The organism is Aquirufa sp. OSTEICH-129A (assembly GCF_054558355.1).
Genome location: NZ_JBPXKC010000003.1, coordinates 261,185 through 277,728, shown reverse-complemented (window position 1 = coordinate 277,728; position 16,544 = coordinate 261,185). Strand labels below are relative to the sequence as shown.

At 38.4% G+C, this 16,544-nt stretch carries 13 protein-coding genes; 8 read left to right on the top strand and 5 right to left on the bottom strand.

Annotation, left to right across the window (positions count from 1 at the left end):
• Positions 1 to 9 precede the first annotated feature (9 nt).
• Both SKC36_RS07695 and SKC36_RS07690 read right to left on the bottom strand, forming a co-directional pair.
• Positions 10 to 1,860, bottom strand: coding sequence for a RagB/SusD family nutrient uptake outer membrane protein (locus tag SKC36_RS07695; protein ID WP_459453392.1), 1,851 nt, complete (start codon positions 1,858 to 1,860; stop codon positions 10 to 12).
• Positions 1,861 to 1,879: 19 nt separating this feature from the next.
• Positions 1,880 to 5,014, bottom strand: coding sequence for a SusC/RagA family TonB-linked outer membrane protein (locus SKC36_RS07690; protein ID WP_459453394.1), 3,135 nt, complete (start codon positions 5,012 to 5,014; stop codon positions 1,880 to 1,882).
• Between the two features lie 619 nt (positions 5,015 to 5,633).
• Between SKC36_RS07690 and SKC36_RS07685 the strand changes: the two genes are divergently transcribed.
• From SKC36_RS07685 to SKC36_RS07665, 5 genes are all read left to right on the top strand, one after another.
• On the top strand, positions 5,634 to 6,380 hold the full coding sequence (locus SKC36_RS07685) for a YHYH protein (protein ID WP_459453395.1): 747 nt from the start codon (positions 5,634 to 5,636) through the stop codon (positions 6,378 to 6,380).
• Positions 6,337 to 6,918, top strand: a complete 582-nt coding sequence (locus SKC36_RS07680) for a toxin-antitoxin system YwqK family antitoxin (RefSeq protein WP_459465501.1) — start codon at positions 6,337 to 6,339, stop codon at positions 6,916 to 6,918. Before SKC36_RS07685 ends, SKC36_RS07680 begins: the two co-directional genes overlap by 44 nt.
• Before the next feature lies 1 nt (position 6,919).
• Positions 6,920 to 7,534 (top strand): SCO family protein, encoded by a 615-nt coding sequence (locus SKC36_RS07675; protein ID WP_459465500.1) that lies wholly within the window; start codon positions 6,920 to 6,922, stop codon positions 7,532 to 7,534.
• 78 nt (positions 7,535 to 7,612) lie between these two features.
• Positions 7,613 to 8,446 carry an HpcH/HpaI aldolase family protein gene (locus tag SKC36_RS07670; protein ID WP_459453398.1) on the top strand — a complete coding sequence of 278 codons (834 nt, stop codon included), beginning with the start codon at positions 7,613 to 7,615 and terminating at the stop codon, positions 8,444 to 8,446.
• A gap of 52 nt (positions 8,447 to 8,498) precedes the next feature.
• Entirely contained in the window at positions 8,499 to 10,832 is a 2,334-nt protein-coding gene (locus SKC36_RS07665; RefSeq protein WP_459465498.1) for a hypothetical protein, read from the top strand.
• Between the two features lie 58 nt (positions 10,833 to 10,890).
• Here SKC36_RS07665 and SKC36_RS07660 read toward each other — a convergent pair whose 3' ends face one another.
• From SKC36_RS07660 to SKC36_RS07650, 3 genes are all read right to left on the bottom strand, one after another.
• The gene (locus SKC36_RS07660; RefSeq protein WP_459453401.1) at positions 10,891 to 12,237 is read right to left on the bottom strand and encodes a hypothetical protein; all 1,347 of its coding nucleotides are present in this window, start codon (positions 12,235 to 12,237) and stop codon (positions 10,891 to 10,893) included.
• Between the two features lie 76 nt (positions 12,238 to 12,313).
• Positions 12,314 to 12,646, bottom strand: coding sequence for a hypothetical protein (locus tag SKC36_RS07655; RefSeq protein ID WP_459465496.1), 333 nt, complete (start codon positions 12,644 to 12,646; stop codon positions 12,314 to 12,316).
• Between the two features lie 175 nt (positions 12,647 to 12,821).
• Positions 12,822 to 13,589 (bottom strand): glucose 1-dehydrogenase, encoded by a 768-nt coding sequence (locus SKC36_RS07650; protein WP_459453404.1) that lies wholly within the window; start codon positions 13,587 to 13,589, stop codon positions 12,822 to 12,824.
• A gap of 311 nt (positions 13,590 to 13,900) precedes the next feature.
• Here SKC36_RS07650 and SKC36_RS07645 point away from each other — a divergent pair, with 311 nt between their 5' ends.
• The 3 genes from SKC36_RS07645 (at position 13,901) to SKC36_RS07635 (ending at position 16,522) form a co-directional block, all read left to right on the top strand.
• Positions 13,901 to 14,464 (top strand): hypothetical protein, encoded by a 564-nt coding sequence (locus SKC36_RS07645; protein ID WP_459453405.1) that lies wholly within the window; start codon positions 13,901 to 13,903, stop codon positions 14,462 to 14,464.
• An 89-nt stretch (positions 14,465 to 14,553) separates the two neighbouring features.
• Positions 14,554 to 16,110 carry a M20/M25/M40 family metallo-hydrolase gene (locus tag SKC36_RS07640; RefSeq protein ID WP_459465494.1) on the top strand — a complete coding sequence of 519 codons (1,557 nt, stop codon included), beginning with the start codon at positions 14,554 to 14,556 and terminating at the stop codon, positions 16,108 to 16,110.
• A gap of 22 nt (positions 16,111 to 16,132) precedes the next feature.
• Positions 16,133 to 16,522 (top strand): hypothetical protein, encoded by a 390-nt coding sequence (locus tag SKC36_RS07635; RefSeq protein ID WP_459453407.1) that lies wholly within the window; start codon positions 16,133 to 16,135, stop codon positions 16,520 to 16,522.
• The last annotated feature ends 22 nt before the right edge of the window (positions 16,523 to 16,544 follow it).

Below are 16,544 nucleotides of genomic sequence, written 5' to 3'. Positions count from 1 at the left end.
TATACTAGATTAATATCCAGGATTCTGAACCAAATTCTTGTTACGGTTCATTTCATCGCGATGAATAGGTAAGAAATACATCTTATCTAACCAAGCACGGTTTTCTTTACCTGGGTCCATTTCAACTACCTTATATTGATAATCGTAGCTAGTAGGGTCATTTCTGTATAGAGTAACAGTTTTACCTGGTTTCAATGTTCCTATCACGTTAATGATTTGAACCTTTCTTCCTAGGGTAGAACTAGCAATCATCCAACGGCGTGCATCATGGTATCTTTGCTCTTCAAAGGCCATTTCAATACGACGTTCATTGCGATAACGCTCACGAAGAGCATTGCCACTTTCGGTGATAGCTGGCATACCTGAACGGAAACGAACTTTGTTCAACCAAGCACGAGCTTCAGCATCTTGTCCTAATTCGATACAAGCCTCAACGTAGTTCAATACAGCTTCGGTGTAGCGGAAGAATGGCCAAGGAATTTGTTGCCATGTGTTTTGGTCAACAATCGCTGGGTTAGGATCAGTAAATTTACGGAAATAATAACCCGTGTAACTTCCGTTCCAATCTTCAATTGAACTTTTACGCGTATCTAATCCAAAGTATGCAACTTTACCTGAACCTGAACTAACTTCATATTGTCCAGTTTGAATTTGATTGAATGGATCTTTGGCTGCAGCACTTGGTGAGCGAGGCTTCCAAGAAGAACCGTCATACATCAAGGTTGCATAGAAGCGAGGATCTCTATTTTGGTATGGTGCAGAAGCATGTTCTGGGTTAGACCAAGAGAATTTAGAACCATCCATCATTTCATAGTCATCCACAAAATTTTGAATAGGTGCATTTCCAGCCCAGTTATTGTATCCATTAGGACCATTAAACAAGCCCACACGTCCTCCATTTTCAGCTTTAGCATTGATGAAATAGCGCGCAAAAATTAATTCTTTCTCTCCACCATTTCTTGATAGTGAATTGTTCAAATAATTTGTGGTTGCATCATCCTTCGAAGCAGGCTCAGTAAGGTTTAATTTGTTACCTAAACCTGGCAAATCTAATACTGCTTTTGCTGCATCTTTAGCTCTTGTCCAACGTTCTGTACGTGAACCATCAACATAAGCTAAATATTCTGGATTTGTGTACGCTGCCATAGCCGATGACTTAGCCTTAGCTGTAGCCGCATCGTACAAATCACTTGCTGCATATAATAAAATACGCGATTTTAAAGCCAAGGCTGATGCTCTTGAAGCACGACCTGCTGCCAGGGATAAACCATTTAAATGGCCTGCTGCCTCATCGCAATCCTTCACAATAAATTCGATACACTCCTTCATCGTATTTCTTTTCGATAAGAATTCGGTATCAGCTAAAGAGAAAGATTTGTCTATGATAGGAACTCCACCATAATAGCGAACTAATTGGTGATAGAAATAGGCACGCATGAATTTAGCCTCACCATTTAACCGGTTCACGGTAGCTGCTGGGAAGGTAGTTGCCTTTTTCAAATTCTCTAATGCTAGATTACATGCACGAATACGTGAGTACATGTTTTGCCAGCTTATCGTACCGTTAATCCAACCTGGATCTGCAGGGTTTGAACGTGCTTCGGTAATGGTAGTAATACCACGTCCCGGGTGAGTAAATGATGCCTCATCCGTTAGAGAAGCTAACATTTGCTCGTCAAATCCCCCGTTACCTAATCCTCCATAAAGTTCAGTAACGAATGCATCTGCTAAGCTTGGATCTGTCCATACGACAGATTCAGAAAGTTGATCTAAAGGTTTGGTGTTGACAAAATCGTCATTACAGCTCGTAAAGACAGTGCCCAAAACCGATAGCGCAATGATTAAATTTCTTTTTTTCATTGTTTTGTCTAGTTAATTGTTAAAACGTGGCTGTTAATCCAAAGTTGATAATCTTAGATTGCGGATAATACTGACCTGTAGAGCTTACTGTTTCTGGGTCGAAGATTTTTAACTTATCCCACGTTAACATGTTTAAGCCGTTGGTGTACAATCTGCAGTTTTTTAAACCGATTTTGGTCAAAATTGTTTCTGGTAAATTATATCCAATTTCAAAGTTTTTCAAACGAATATAATCTGAGCTACGTAACCAATAGGTGTTGTTGGCAGAATAATATTGATCGTTACGGTTTGCAATTCTAGGGTGCACGCTGCTTGGGTTTTCAACCGTCCATCTATTTTCATAGATATCAGATATATAGTTACCAATGTTACCCATTTCACCTGCACTGATGTATTGCTTCGCTCCAGCAGCTCCTTGGAATAAGATGGTTAAATCAAAATTCTTGTAAGTAGCGCCGATATTGATACCGCCTTGGAACATTGGTAATTGAGTGAAGTCATTACGTACCATATCATCTGGGGTAATTTTACCATCTCCATTCCAGTCTTTGTATTTCATATCACCTGGACGTAATGTATTAACTATAGCCTTATAGTTAATCGTATTTGCATCTATTTCAGCTTGGTCTTTAAATACTCCGTCGTACTGATAAGCTACAAAAGTGTTCATTGGTCTGCCAGTAGAACGCTGCCATTCTGGTGCACCCGGTGCCTCATCCCAGAATAAAATTTTGTTCTTAGCATAACCTCCATTCACTCCAACATTGTATTTTAACTCACCAATTTGGCTACGGTAACCTAAGGTAAAATCAAAACCAGAGTTCTCTACTTCACCAATATTCTGAGCAGGTAGAGTTAAACCAGTTGACTGTGGAACTGAGGCATTTTTTACCCAAAGAATATCTGTTCTTTTATTGTAGAAATAATCTAATTCAAATGTCAATTTATCATTGAATAAGGATCCTTCTAAACCGATATCCGAGTTAGTAGCCACCTCCCATTTGATGTTATTATTAGGGATTTTGGTTTCAAATAAGGTTTTAGTCTCTACGTTTCCAATGATGTAAGATCTAAATCCGTACGTAGATAAATACTGGTAAGTCGCGATTTGGTCATTACCCATTTGACCCCAAGAACCTCTCAATTTCAAGAAGTTAATGGCTGGTAATTGATCCTTAATGAAACTTTCCTCAGACATCACCCATCCTAACATACCACCTGGGAAAAATCCGTAACGGGTTGCTTCAGGGAAAATATCTGAACCATCATAACGCCATAAGAATTCCGCTAAATATTTCTCTTTGTAGTTATAAGCCACACGACCGAAATAGTTCAAACGAGCTCTTTCAAATGCACCACCACCGTTATTTTTCTCTAAATCACCACCGGCAAAAATTTGATCTAATGCTGGTGAAATGAAGAAACGACGGTATGCATTGAAGTTATCTCCGTCAATGGTTTCTCTGTTGGTTCCTGCTAAAACAGTAATTCCATGTGCATTAAATTTACGCTCATACGTAGCAATAGCTCCCAATAGGATATTCAATTGGTTTTCATCACCTAACGTTAAACGAGGCTCAGCTGGACCACGCTTGTTAGCCACCAATATTGGAGTCTTTCCATCTGCTTCGAATCCAGATCCTCTTTGGTATAATGTCCAAGGTGTCTCCCAACGTTTAGTAGCACGGAAACGCTTATCAATGGCAGCAGTACCCGTTAATTTTAAACCTTGAATCCATGGAATTTTAACATCCAATTGTCCGTTGGTTTGAAAATAACTTTGTTTATCACGGTCATAACCTGTTTGGTTTGTGGTAATAACCACTGGATTTTGTCCGTTCTCGATATCTGGACCAGGTAATCCGTTTGGCCAAAATGCCTGCTCTTGAGGCTTTCCTCTCATTTGCATACGGAAAATGGCTCCTGCAGATTGGGTTGGGAATCTACGGAATTCTTCACGACCTAAAACGCCAATGGATAAATTTACGTTTTCATTGATCTTAGCATCTAGATTTAAACGTAAATCATATTGCTCAAAACCTGTTGCTGAATTTTTGTAAAACGCATCTTGGTTTTGATAGCCTAAAGAGGCTAAGTACTTAATATTTTCGCTACCCCCGCTCATTTGAACGTTGTGACGCGACTGAGGTGACCATGATTTTAAAGTAGCTTTATACCAATCTGTATTTGGGTATAACCATGGATCAGATCCATCCGCATATTTTTGGATGTCTGTTGGGCTATATGGTGCTTTTCTACCATTAAAAACGCCTGTAGATTTGTATGCTGCAGTAGCATCTTTCCACTGGTTGGTTGGTAATTGATAAATATCCAAGTCATTCAACATACTCACATATTGAGCGGCATTGGTTAAGCGAGGAACAACTGTAGGATCAGCAAAACCTTGGTTAAATGAGTAAGATAATTCTGGCTTACCTGATTTTCCTTTTTTGGTAGTGATCAAGATAACCCCATTCGCAGCACGCGCTCCATAAATAGCAGCTGATGCGTCTTTCAAAACGGAGATGGTCTCAATGTCAGCCGGGTTTATACGATCTAAACCACCCGCTCTGTTTGGAATACCATCAATTACGATTAAGGCATCATTGTTATTTAATGTATTGGCTCCACGGATACGAATAGAAGATCCATCATATCCTGGCTCACCACTACGGTTTACAGCAACCACACCAGCCATTCTACCAGCTAAGGAGTTACTTAAGTTAACACTAGGTGATTTTTGTAGTTCATTTCCTTTCACAGAAACTACAGAACCCGATACAGTTGCTTTCTTCTGAACACCGTAACCTACTACCACAATTTCGGATAGACTTTTGGCGTCTGGGGATAAGCTTACATTGATTACGCTCTGATTTCCGACAGTTACTTCTTTGGATTCGTAACTAACGAAAGAAAAGATTAATTTACTTTGAGCATTGGTAACGTTAATGGAATACTTACCATCAACATTGGTCGTAGTTCCTTTACTTGTTTCTTTTAAGATGATGTTGACACCGATTAGCGGCTCACCTTTTTCATCAGTAACCTTACCAGTTACTGTGGACACTTTTGCTTGACCCATGGAAATCCATGACATCGACAGCAAAAATGCCAAAAGCAAAACCGCATTGCTGCTAATAAATTTTGTTTTCATACAAACGATGGTTAAATGGTTAATCGACACATTGTGTTATTTGGTCGACGAAATAAGTTTGAAATATAAGTCAACTTTTTGAATTTTTTACTGCCAAAGGTGGGCTTGAAAAAGCATATTTATTAAACGGATTGGTTGATTTGGCGGTAATTTATAAGAATAGTGCAATAAATAATAGCATTTGTGATGTGTTTGCCACTTTGAAATATAATCCTAACTGCCCTTTTTTCAGCTACTTAAGACGATTTTGAACGTAGGTATATATATGCTATGTTTTTGACTTGACTTTGAATTTTTCAAAAATCAATTCAAGTGAAATTTTTAGTACAAAATTTAGAATTTGTTGTAAAGTTTTTTACCCTCGGTTACGAAAAGTTTAAATTTTTTAACGCTGGCAAGGTTCCAAACCTTGACAGCGTTGGAAAAACGTTTTTTATTTTAAGTTTATTATACACCTCTTTGCCTTTATCAAGTCCCTGATAAATGGAATGGTATAATTGGGTTTTTAATTGGAAATGAATCTCTTCGTGGATTAAATCGACCATCCTGTTATATGGGGAGATAAGCGCTAAGTTTAATTCAATTTTAACTTGATACTTTTACATAAAAATAATCTACTATGAAACTTATTCTCATTAGTTTGACTGCTTTAAGTATATGTTTAGCTTGTAAAAATACCAGTGAAAACATAACTCCAACTTCGAGTGCGGCTGTGCCTGAGGTTTATGCCAAAATTTATGGGGCTACCTCTATAAGTAACGATGGAACCTATATTACCATTAAAACAACCGGCGTTCCTGATCACAAAAGTGCTTATTTTGCCAGCACTAATGCTCTGTATGAGGCTTTTTCGGGGAAAACATTCGGGGGAAATAATTTTGCGAAAAACCCTAATGCTATTTCCGCCCAATCATTTACTTTTAAAATACCTGTGAACCCAAAAGTAGATGCCGCCCACAAAGCTACTCCGCTTGGTCCCATTGGTGTAGCTCTTAATGGGGTTCCTCTGTTTAATCAATACGCAGGACCAAGTCAACCTTTAACAAATGAAGTGAATGGTTTCGATCAGTATTGGGGGCACCCTCAGCAAACGGGTTCTTATCATTACCATGTTGAGCCTTTGTATTTGACCCAAGTAAAAGCATCTAAATCCTCTTTAATAGGTTTTTTATTGGATGGATTTCCGGTTTATGGTCCCGAAGAAGGAGGTCAAGTGGTTCAAAATTCTTCCCTTGATGCTTATCATGGACATGCTCATAGTACGGTTGATTACCCCAATGGTATTTATCATTATCATATTACCAATACAGATCCTTATATAAATGGCAGTGGATTTTACGGAAGTGCGGGTACTGTTTCTCAGTAGCATCTTAGCTGGGGGCATTATTGGCTGTCAGTCTGATGAAGAAATCATGGTCAATGCCACCCAAGCTAAAACAGCATGGGTATCAGGGAGAATGAACGTAAATCAACAGGTTTATACAGGGGCTATTTTTCAAATTTTTCCCAATACACAAGATACGGCCAGCATAGAACACTATGTCAATGGTTTAGAAGATGGAATTTGGAGAAAGTATTACCCTTCTGGCCAACTATTTGAAATCAGGACCTATGATCATGGCAAGAAAACAGGAACCTATGAGGCTTGGTGGGAAAATGGAAAGCGGATGCGGGTATTTGAATTTGAAAATGACGAATACCAAGGGCTTTGCAGGGAGTGGAATTCAGAAGGTCAATTAATTAGAGAAATGCATTATGACAAAGGGCATGAGCAAGGTGCTCAAAAAATGTTTTATGATAATGGAAAAATTAGGTCAAATTACTTGGTATTGGAAGGCAGACGTTATGGCTTATTGGGTACCAAAAACTGTCGCAATATTTCTGAGAAAGTCTTTCGTAATTAGTTTGTTTGGAATTTTAATAGCCTGCCAAAATGAGGAACAGGTTTCTTCCATTCCCTATTACAATAGTCCGGATTTTAGTCCACATTTTTTAAATAAAATAGAGGCCCAAGGGCGAATCAAGCACCACATAGGTCATTTTTATTTGAAAGATCAACATGGTAAAACCTTTTCTCACGACAATGTGCAAGGTAAAATCCATTTAGCTCAATTTATTTTTACTCGCTGTGGAAATATTTGTCCGGAAATGATTTCTCAAATGAAAATTGTTGCCAAAAAATTCAAGGCAAATCCCCAAGTGGAATTGTTATCTTATTCGGTTACTCCTTGGATAGATGATGTGACTACTTTAAAGAAATTTGCTGTTGATAAGAAAATCGATGCCCCCAATTGGCATTTATTAACAGGTTCGAAATCCCTAATTTATAACCTGGCTAGGAAGTCCTATTTTGCTGAGGAAGAATTAGGATATACTAAGGATAGTACCGAATTTTTACATACCGAACACATGATATTAGTGGATCGTAATGGAAGAATAAGAGGTGTCTATAATGGTACATTGCCATTGGAAGCCGAGCAGTGCGTGAAAGATATGGAAAAGTTGCTTTCTGAAAATTAAAATTCTCTTGATTTAATGGGGGATAGCGACCATATATTTGGCAAATTTTATTTCCTTTGGGCCAATAAACCTGTTTAAATGATTGGCCAAGATTTTCGGAATGCCTTGCATCAAGGGAATCCACTTTACGGAACCCTATTGACTTCTACTTCGCCCAAAAGCTTTGATGTTGTACTTAGTTTACACCTAGACTTTGTTTTTTTATGTACTGAACACGTAGCATATAATCCAGAGACATTAAGTTGGATGTGTCGTGCCTTCAAGGCCGCCGGCATTAATCCAGTTGTTCGTATATTGGAACCTAGCCCCTATTTAGCGACTCAGGCATTGGATGCAGGTGCCGGTGCTATTTTGGTGCCTTACGTTGAAGAGGTAGAAGAGGTTTTATCCTTAATAGGGGCCGTTAAATATCGACCTCTCAAGGGAAAAAAGCTTGCTAGGATTTTACATGGGGAAGAAAAGCCATCTGATGAACTAGCCCAATACCTCACGCATCATAATCGAAATAATACCTTATTGCTGAATATCGAAAGTGAGGCAGCAGTCAAAAATTTGGAACATTTTGCCCAAATCCCCACCTTAGATGGTCTAGGAGTTGATGGTTTTGTGATTGGGCCACATGATTTATCGACATCCTATAATATGCCTGAAAAATACGATTCTGAGGCATTTCTAAGCCTATCCACATCCATCATCAAAAAAGCTAAATCCTTGGGAATTTCGGTAGGTGGTCATACGGGTTATCGAGGAAGTTTAGAATTACAAAAACGATGGGTTCAAGCTGGAGCTAATATAATTTTACATTGTTCGGATATGCTATTATTTGCAGATAAGCTTCAAGCTGATTTGAACGAACTACGATTGATTCAAGGTGCTGTTCCTTTTCAAACTACCCATGCTGAAAGTATTTAATTAGTTAATTACCCTTTGCTTTACCTTACTAAACCTTTTACCTATAAATAACATGAAGATTTTTCATTTTCGAAGTATTATTATTGCCCTTTTTTTATTCCTAGAGCAGGGTTTGTACGCCCAAATTATTGATTTTTCTAAAGCCAGTATTGTCACTTCTGTCTCTCTTCAGCCAACATTTAAGGAAAAAATGATCAGTGTTTTACAAGAGGAATTGGCCATGAAAACGGGCTTGAAATTGGGGACTAATCCCTTAGAAAAATTCCCTTTGTTTTTGTTAGCCACCCAAGATAGCCGGGAAGTCCATGGCTATTCCTTGCCTGAATTTACATCAGATGATCATGTTTCTACTAAAAAAGAGGGATTTCGATTGCTTCACCAGCACATCGCAGGTAGGGATTTGCTGTGGTTTATTGGTGCAGATCAAAGAGGACTTTTATTTGCCATAGGGGAGTTTTTGCGTTCAGCTGATTTGAGCAAACAGAAAATTTTATTTGATAAGAAATATGAAAAATGTAGTTCACCCATGTATGCCATTCGAGGTCATCAAATTGGATATCGGAATACGGCTAATTCATGGGATGCCTGGGATGTAAAACAGTTTGAACGGTATTTCAGGGAATTAGCATTTTTTGGGACAAATGCCATTGAAAATATTCCTTTTCAAGATGGAGCAGCAAGTCCGCACATGAAAATAAATCGGGAAGAAATGCATATTCATATGAGTCGCTTGTGCCAAGCCTATGATTTAGATTATTGGGTTTGGACGCCAGCGGATGTTGATTTGGCTGATCCCAAGAAATTTCAAGAAGAATTAAAATCGCATGTCGAATTTTACAAAAATTGTCCAAGACTTGATGGTGTATTTTTCCCTGGTGGAGACCCTGGGGAGAACCACCCAAAGTACGTTTTGCCATTTTTAAAGGCTGTGGCCCTAGAATTAAAAAAATACCATCCTAAGGCTGGGGTTTGGTTATCACTTCAAGGATTTAGTGACGAAGAGGTTAATTATTTTTATGACTATTTAGAGCAAAATAAACCAGATTGGTTTACCGGAATTGTCACTGGTCCCAGCAGCCCTGATTTGGCCTCTACACGTTTTAGGTTGGATAAAAAATATCAACATCGTCATTATCCAGATATAACCCATACGGTTCGTTGTCAATATCCCACAGAAAACTGGGATCAAGCCTTTGCCTTAACTGAAGGAAGAGAAGTAACTAATCCTCAACCCGCTTATTATGCCAAAATCCATAATCGATTTGCTCCGTTTACAGATGGTTTTATATCCTATTCAGATGGGGTTCACGATGATGTAAATAAAGTAGTTTGGAGTCAAATGGCATGGAATCCGGAAAAAGAAGTTCGTCAAGTCATGGTGGAATATGCTCGGTATTTTTTTGGAAATTCGGTAGCTGAAGCAGCTGCAGATGGTATTTTGGCTTTAGAACGAAACTGGGTAGGTCCAGTTGAAGAAAATGGGGGCATTGAAACCACCTTTGCTTTTTGGCAAAATTTAGAAAAATCTCATCCAGAATTAAAGGGAAATTGGAGATGGCAGCAATTAGTCATGCGTGCTTATTATGATACCTTCATTAAAAGAAGGAAAATGTATGAGCAAGGATTGGAGAAAGATGCCAACCTGATTCTAAGTCAAGCTTCTATTTTAGGTACTGAAAAAGCGATGGCATTGGCCTTGGAAAAGGTAAACCAGGCTGATTTGAAGCCTAATTCTCCAGAATTGCGACAAAAAGTGGTGGATTATTGTGAAGCATTATTTCAATCGATTGGATTACAAACCAGTGTGCCTAAATATAAGGCAAGTGGCGCTGAAAGGGGGGCAATTTTAGATTTCATTGACTATCCATTGAATAATCGCTGGTGGTTACACGACGAGTTTGAGAAAATCAGAAAAATGCCCCAAGAATCTGCCAAATTAGAGCGATTACAGATTTTGGCAAGCTGGGAAAATCCAGGACCAGGGAGTTATTATGATAATATTTCAGATCAGCTTAAAGGTCCTCGTGTGAAGACTAAAACCGAAGATGCCACCGATGTGGCGTGGTGGGACAATGGTTTAAGTAGGCGCCGATTATCCACGCAACTATTTCAAAATTTTCCCCAATTGGAGTACACGGATTTGGACCCTAAAGGCTCATATACCATTCGGATTTCTGGCCAAGGAGAAGCATTGCTGAGGGTAGATGGTGAGCGTGTTCGGCCCGTTCTATATAATAAAGGGGTAGAGGAGTTTAAGGAGTTTCCATTGAACCCAAAATTCGTCAGTGATGGGAAAATTGCCATATCTTTTGATGAGCCAGAAGAGTCTCATTTAAATTGGCGATTGCATTCTAAAGTATTTGATATTTGGTTATTGAAAAAATAGCTGCATAAAAAGACCCTCCAAAAGAGGGTCTTTTTCTTGTAATAAAGAGTACACAATTTTAAATAAAAACTTGAAATTGTAGGGTTAGGCTGTTTAAACGACTGCCTGTACTAACTTCACCTTGATTGACTTGATAGGAAGGTCTACTTTGGAAATCTAAACTGAGTTTGGATTTATGACCTTGTATGAAATAGTTTAAGCCCAGGTTGAAAGTTTGAGTTGCATGATTCCCTAAACGGTCAAATTGAGCGAATGTAGCTGCCACATAAGGCATCCATCTATTTCCTAAATCAGCGCGATGTGAGGGTAATAGGTAGCCAAATTGTGTGTAAATCGAAGACCCTGTACCAAACATCGGATAACTGTTACCATAAACTGGGCCTTGTCCTGTGATCGAATTTGATGCAGTTAAAGTTGTCCCTGTGGCAGGATTCATTAAGCCATTATAGCGTAAATAATTAGGACCATATTGAGTGTTGAAGTAGCCGAGGTATGCTGACAGGGCAGCATGGTTTTTTAAGGGGATATCCACAAAACTTTCTACCGCAAAGTGTTTCATATCATGGTATAACGTATCACCTTGTGCCGATTTTTGCCACATGGCTTTAGGTTGGTAGGCTCCCCCAATGGCTATATTAACAATCTTTTTGCTGCCTAAGTAAGTACCTGTCATGTAGGGTGTTGTATGATTTTCTTGGTCAAAGAATTGATAAATCAAATAGCCCTGTTGCTGTAATGAATGACCCTTTTGAGAAAAATTGGCAAAACTAGAACTTATTGGCGGAGGAGTCTGCCCATTGGAAGTGATAGGAAATGGATCGCTTAAAATAAACCGATAATCCCAATGACCGATTTGTCCTCGGGCATAAATACTTAATTTTCTTGAGAACTGATCGATTTGGTCCACCGTCGTCTGCGCAAAAACAGGTACATCCATGGTCATAATTGTACCTATACTAGGCTGCGAAAATCGTGATATACCTGAGATGATACTTAAACCACCTCCAATTTTTAATTGATTTTTGGAAGAAACTCGATATTCCCCTAATGCATCATGAAAAAATGGGGCTATTTTCCGATTACCTGTGACATTGTATTGAGCATTGAAGTTATTCTGTCCAAATTGAAAATACATGAAGGTTCGGTCAGTAATTTGTCCGAACATCTGCATCCTAGTTCTTCGTAAGCCAATGTCAAAGGATTGTTGTTGAAGATTTCCATTGACGGTGGTTCCTGGATTATTATCATTGAATCTAAACCAAGCCTGATTCAAAAATGTTGCTTGAAAATATCGAGAGCCTGATTCGTTTAAATTCAGCTTAAGGGCTTCATTATCAGGTGTTTTTTGTGCTAAACTTGAGAAGCAGGTAAGCATAGTTACCCACAAAATGAACTTGTTTTTCATGGCGGAATCTTTTTTAGAACGGTTTTAGCGTTCAGAATGAAATAGAAAAATGGTAATGGAGAGAAAACGCCGAGGTCTATATTCGGAAGTTGGCATGCTGCTTAAATAAAGCAAGAAAGTTAGACTTAATAATCTCAAATTTATCTGCCAAAGAAATTTGAACAGGTCTTTCTGATGAGAAGGGAGTAGGAGAAATGATTCGAATTAAATATTTACCAGTATTCGGGTCTTGCTCATCTTGCAAGTCTTCTGAAATATCCTCTTCTTCTACGGCATTTAAAAATTGAATCTTGCCATCAACAGTAGGCGTAAATTTGGCCTTTAGGGAGCTGGTAAAGGTATGTGCCAAAACACTTTTACCCACGAAAGTTAAAACTAACGTAGAGAAAATAATCAGGAAAATTTTCATTTTCTTGTTTGACATCATGCAAATTTGCACGTAGAATCTGAATAAATCAACTCCAATTGAAAGTTCCTAAGAAATTGTCTTTCAGGGTGTTCATTTCAAAGTTCAGAATCGGAGAATATGAATTAATAAAGAGGATTTTGGCATAGGACCCTTTTATGTTGTATTTGATTAAGAATCAATAAGCACTCCAGCCTCCATCTACTGTTAGGATGTGTGCATTCACAAAACTTGAATCATCACTGGCTAAAAATAAAGCCGCCTGGGCAATTTCGGATGATTCTCCAGTTCTCGGATTTAATGCAATTCCTGTCATAATTCGGTCTTGTACCAATGGGGTAATTTTTGTCATATCAATGGTCTCGCTGATACTGGTATTCACTGCGCCAGGGGCGATTCCATTGCATCGAATGCCCGATTTGCTGTATAGGTAGCCAGTACTTTTGGTGAGTCCGATCAGGGCATGTTTGCTGGAAGTGTAAACTGCACCTGCCACGCCTGCTTTCAATCCACCAATGGAACAAACATTGATAATATTTCCCTTGCCCTTGGCTAAAAAAATCTTTACCGCACTTCTCATGGCTTTGAATGGGCCTTCGAAGTTAATTTTCATCACTTTTTCTAACATGCTATTTTCTACGTCACCTACTGGTTGAAAATGGTCCATTATTCCAGCATTATTTACCAAAATGTCTAATGTTCCATAGGTACTTACAGCCGCATTAATGAGCTGATCAATATCTGATTCTATGCTCATATTGGCTACAACGGTGGTGATTTCGCCTCCCAGAGATTTCACTTCTTTTGATAATTCATCCAATCGGCTGGGATTGATATCTCCCGCAATAACGTTGGCTCCATGTTGAGCAAAAAGAATAGCTATAGCTTTTCCCATTCCTGCGCCAGCTCCTGTGATGATGGCAACTTTATTTTCTAACTTTTTCATATAATTCCGTTTTTAAAAACTACCCAATATATTACGAAATATAGGCCATTTTAAACTTTATCAGGCTTGGAAAAGGATGATTTTGATTAGGTTTTCCCTTAAAAAATATCGAATGATACTGGGAAATTTTGACTAATTCTTCTCCTTGGTGAAATTTAGAACACGGAGTAAGAATAAAGACAATCTTATTTGAAGTAAATATGATTCGAATCTAAATAAAAAATGGTGATTTTCCCAACGCTGGCAAGGTTTGAAACCTTGACAGCGTTACAACGAACAGCCATTTAACTTTGTTGTCCAAATAGTTGATAATGAAAATTTTGATACATTCGGTCTTGAATACCAGTAAAAATTCAAAAATGGATAATAAAAAAATATTGTTTTCAGAAACTCAAAAGTTTAACCAATGGTGGATTTGGGTGTTTCTGTTTTGCTTTTTTGCCTATTTTATTTGGGGTGCATATCAACAAATTTTTCTAGGAATTCCTTTTGGAGATAATCCTATGAGCAATTTGGGCTTAGGATTGACTACCCTTCTTTTTGCCTCCATCGTCATATTGTTCTTGATTTTGAAATTAGAAACACATATCACCACGGAGGGTATTTATGTGCGATTTTTCCCCTTCCATCTAAAATTCAATTATTATTCTTTTGACCAAATAGATAAATCGTATGTTCGTAGTTATTCCCCTTTATGGGAATATGGAGGTTGGGGTCTTCGATATGGCCTTTTCGGAAAAGGAAAAGCTTACAATGTTTCAGGAAATAAAGGATTACAACTTGAGTGTAAAGACGGCGCTAAATTGTTAATTGGCACTCAGCAACCCATAGAAATAGCTCAGGTATTGTCCTCTTTGGGTAAAAATGGTGCTTAGGCAATTTGATTGGTCCAAGTTTTTATTTTTGATAACTATGCCTCATTGTAAATTTTGGCAGGGCAGATATTCTTTTGTATTATTAACTTATGAAAACTTCTATCAATAACTTAAAATCTCGTTTGAGCCTACTACTACTTGGCTTAAACCTTTTGGCCACACCCGTATTGGCCCAACAAAATCCTTCCTCAACCGTCAATGCAATTGTAAAAGAGGCTACGGAAAATTCTCAACTCAAGCGCATGGCTCATGAATTAATTGATGGTATAGGGCCTCGTTTAGTTGGTTCTACCAAAATGCTTCAAGCGAGCGATTGGGCCATTGATCAGTATAAACAGTGGGGTATAGATGCTCGTAGAGAGAATTATGGTACTTGGCGTGGATGGGACCGGGGAATTTCTTCCATTGATATGGTTTCTCCATGGATAAAATCATTGGAGGGCACTCAACTCGCTTTTAGTCCTGCTACTAAAAAACCCAAAACTGGGGAGACTATCATTTTAGCTGACCTATCTGATTCCATAGCTTTCAAGGCCTGGTTACCTCAAGTAAAAGGGAAATTTGTCTTAATTTCTATGCCACAAATGACGGGTAGGCCAGATTATAATTGGCAAGAGTTTGCTCAAAAAGAGTCTTTTGAAGCCATGAAAAAAGAACGCGAAATCCAAACAGAAGCTTGGAGAAAACGAATCTCAAAAACAGGTTTGACTAATGCCAAGTTAGCATTAGCCTTGGAGGAGGCTGGAGCATTAGGAATAGTTTCTAGTCTTTGGTCCAATGGCTTTGGGGTAAATAAAATATTTGCAGCTTTCACAAAAAAGATTCCTACAGTCAATGTTGCCTTGGAAGATTATGGTCTTTTATACCGTTTAACCGAGTCAGGTAGACAACCTAAAATAACAGTGAATACCCAATCAAAGGAGCTAGGAAATGTACCTACCTTCAATACCCATGCTGAAATCAAGGGAGTTGAAAAACCGAATGAATATGTGATGTTATCTGCTCATTTAGATTCCTGGGATGGCGCTACAGGGGCCACCGATAATGGAACTGGGACCTTGGTGATGCTGGAGGCTATGCGTATCTTAAAAAAGGTATATCCAAATCCTAAACGAACAATTTTAGTGGGGCATTGGGGAAGTGAGGAGCAAGGATTGAATGGATCAAGGGCCTTTGTAGAAGATCACCCTGAAATAGTGGCAAATTTACAAGCATTATTTAACCAAGATAACGGTACAGGTCGTGTGGTTAACTTAGGAGGTTCTGGTTTTGCTAAAGCGAAAGACTATTTAAGTAAATGGTTAGCGGCAGCTCCCGACACGATTAAAAATAGAATAAAGACCAATTTTCCTGGTACACCAGGTGGAGGAGGTTCTGACTTTGCTTCTTTTGTAGCCGCGGGTGCCCCTGGCTTCAATTTAAGTTCTTTAAGTTGGTCATATGGAACCTATACTTGGCATACCAACCGAGATACCTATGATAAAATTGTATTCGATGATGTACAAAGCAATGCTATTTTAACGGCGATTATGGTCTATATGGCCTGTGAGGAACCTGAGAAAATTTCTACCGAAAAAGCCGTATTACCTGCTGGTCAAAAGTGGCCAAGTCAAGTTAAATCTAAACGAAGCGGAGGAAATAATTAAATCATTAACCTAAAATTTACCGATGAAATATTTGAAATTATTGATTTTGAGTAGTCTATTATTTCTTGTAAATACCTTTGCCGATGCTCAAACTAAAACGGATTGGAAAGAAAAAGACCAATTTCATACGGTGATGAGTCAAACTTTTCATCCAGCCGAAGAGGGAAATTTTAAACCCATTCGTGCAAGAATTGATGAGATGCTTGCCAAGGCCCAGGCTTGGCAGAAATCTTCCATTCCTTCTGCTTTTAAAAATCAAAAGGACATAAAATGGCAGTTAGATAATTTAGTAAAGGGAACTCAAGCCTTACAAATTAAGATGCGCCAAGGACTAAAAGATGAGGTATTGAAATCCGAACTAACAGCCTTGCATGATGTTTTTCATGCAATTGTTGGGCTTTGCAAAGAATAATGATTGATAAAATAAAACCTAT

Bases quoted from the DNA above. Each gene is read 5' to 3' on its own strand.
- SKC36_RS07690 (WP_459453394.1), bottom strand. From the start codon at position 5,014: ATGAAAACAAAATTTATTAGCAGCAATGCGGTTTTGCTTTTGGCATTT.
- SKC36_RS07665 (WP_459465498.1), top strand. From the start codon at position 8,499: ATGAAGATTTTTCATTTTCGAAGTATTATTATTGCCCTTTTTTTATTC.
- SKC36_RS07670 (WP_459453398.1), top strand. From the start codon at position 7,613: ATGATTGGCCAAGATTTTCGGAATGCCTTGCATCAAGGGAATCCACTT.
- SKC36_RS07640 (WP_459465494.1), top strand. From the start codon at position 14,554: ATGAAAACTTCTATCAATAACTTAAAATCTCGTTTGAGCCTACTACTA.
- SKC36_RS07655 (WP_459465496.1), bottom strand. From the start codon at position 12,646: ATGAAAATTTTCCTGATTATTTTCTCTACGTTAGTTTTAACTTTCGTG.
- SKC36_RS07660 (WP_459453401.1), bottom strand. From the start codon at position 12,237: ATGAAAAACAAGTTCATTTTGTGGGTAACTATGCTTACCTGCTTCTCA.
- SKC36_RS07695 (WP_459453392.1), bottom strand. From the start codon at position 1,860: ATGAAAAAAAGAAATTTAATCATTGCGCTATCGGTTTTGGGCACTGTC.
- SKC36_RS07650 (WP_459453404.1), bottom strand. From the start codon at position 13,589: ATGAAAAAGTTAGAAAATAAAGTTGCCATCATCACAGGAGCTGGCGCA.
- SKC36_RS07645 (WP_459453405.1), top strand. From the start codon at position 13,901: ATGAAAATTTTGATACATTCGGTCTTGAATACCAGTAAAAATTCAAAA.
- SKC36_RS07635 (WP_459453407.1), top strand. From the start codon at position 16,133: ATGAAATATTTGAAATTATTGATTTTGAGTAGTCTATTATTTCTTGTA.
- SKC36_RS07680 (WP_459465501.1), top strand. From the start codon at position 6,337: ATGGCAGTGGATTTTACGGAAGTGCGGGTACTGTTTCTCAGTAGCATC.
- SKC36_RS07685 (WP_459453395.1), top strand. From the start codon at position 5,634: ATGAAACTTATTCTCATTAGTTTGACTGCTTTAAGTATATGTTTAGCT.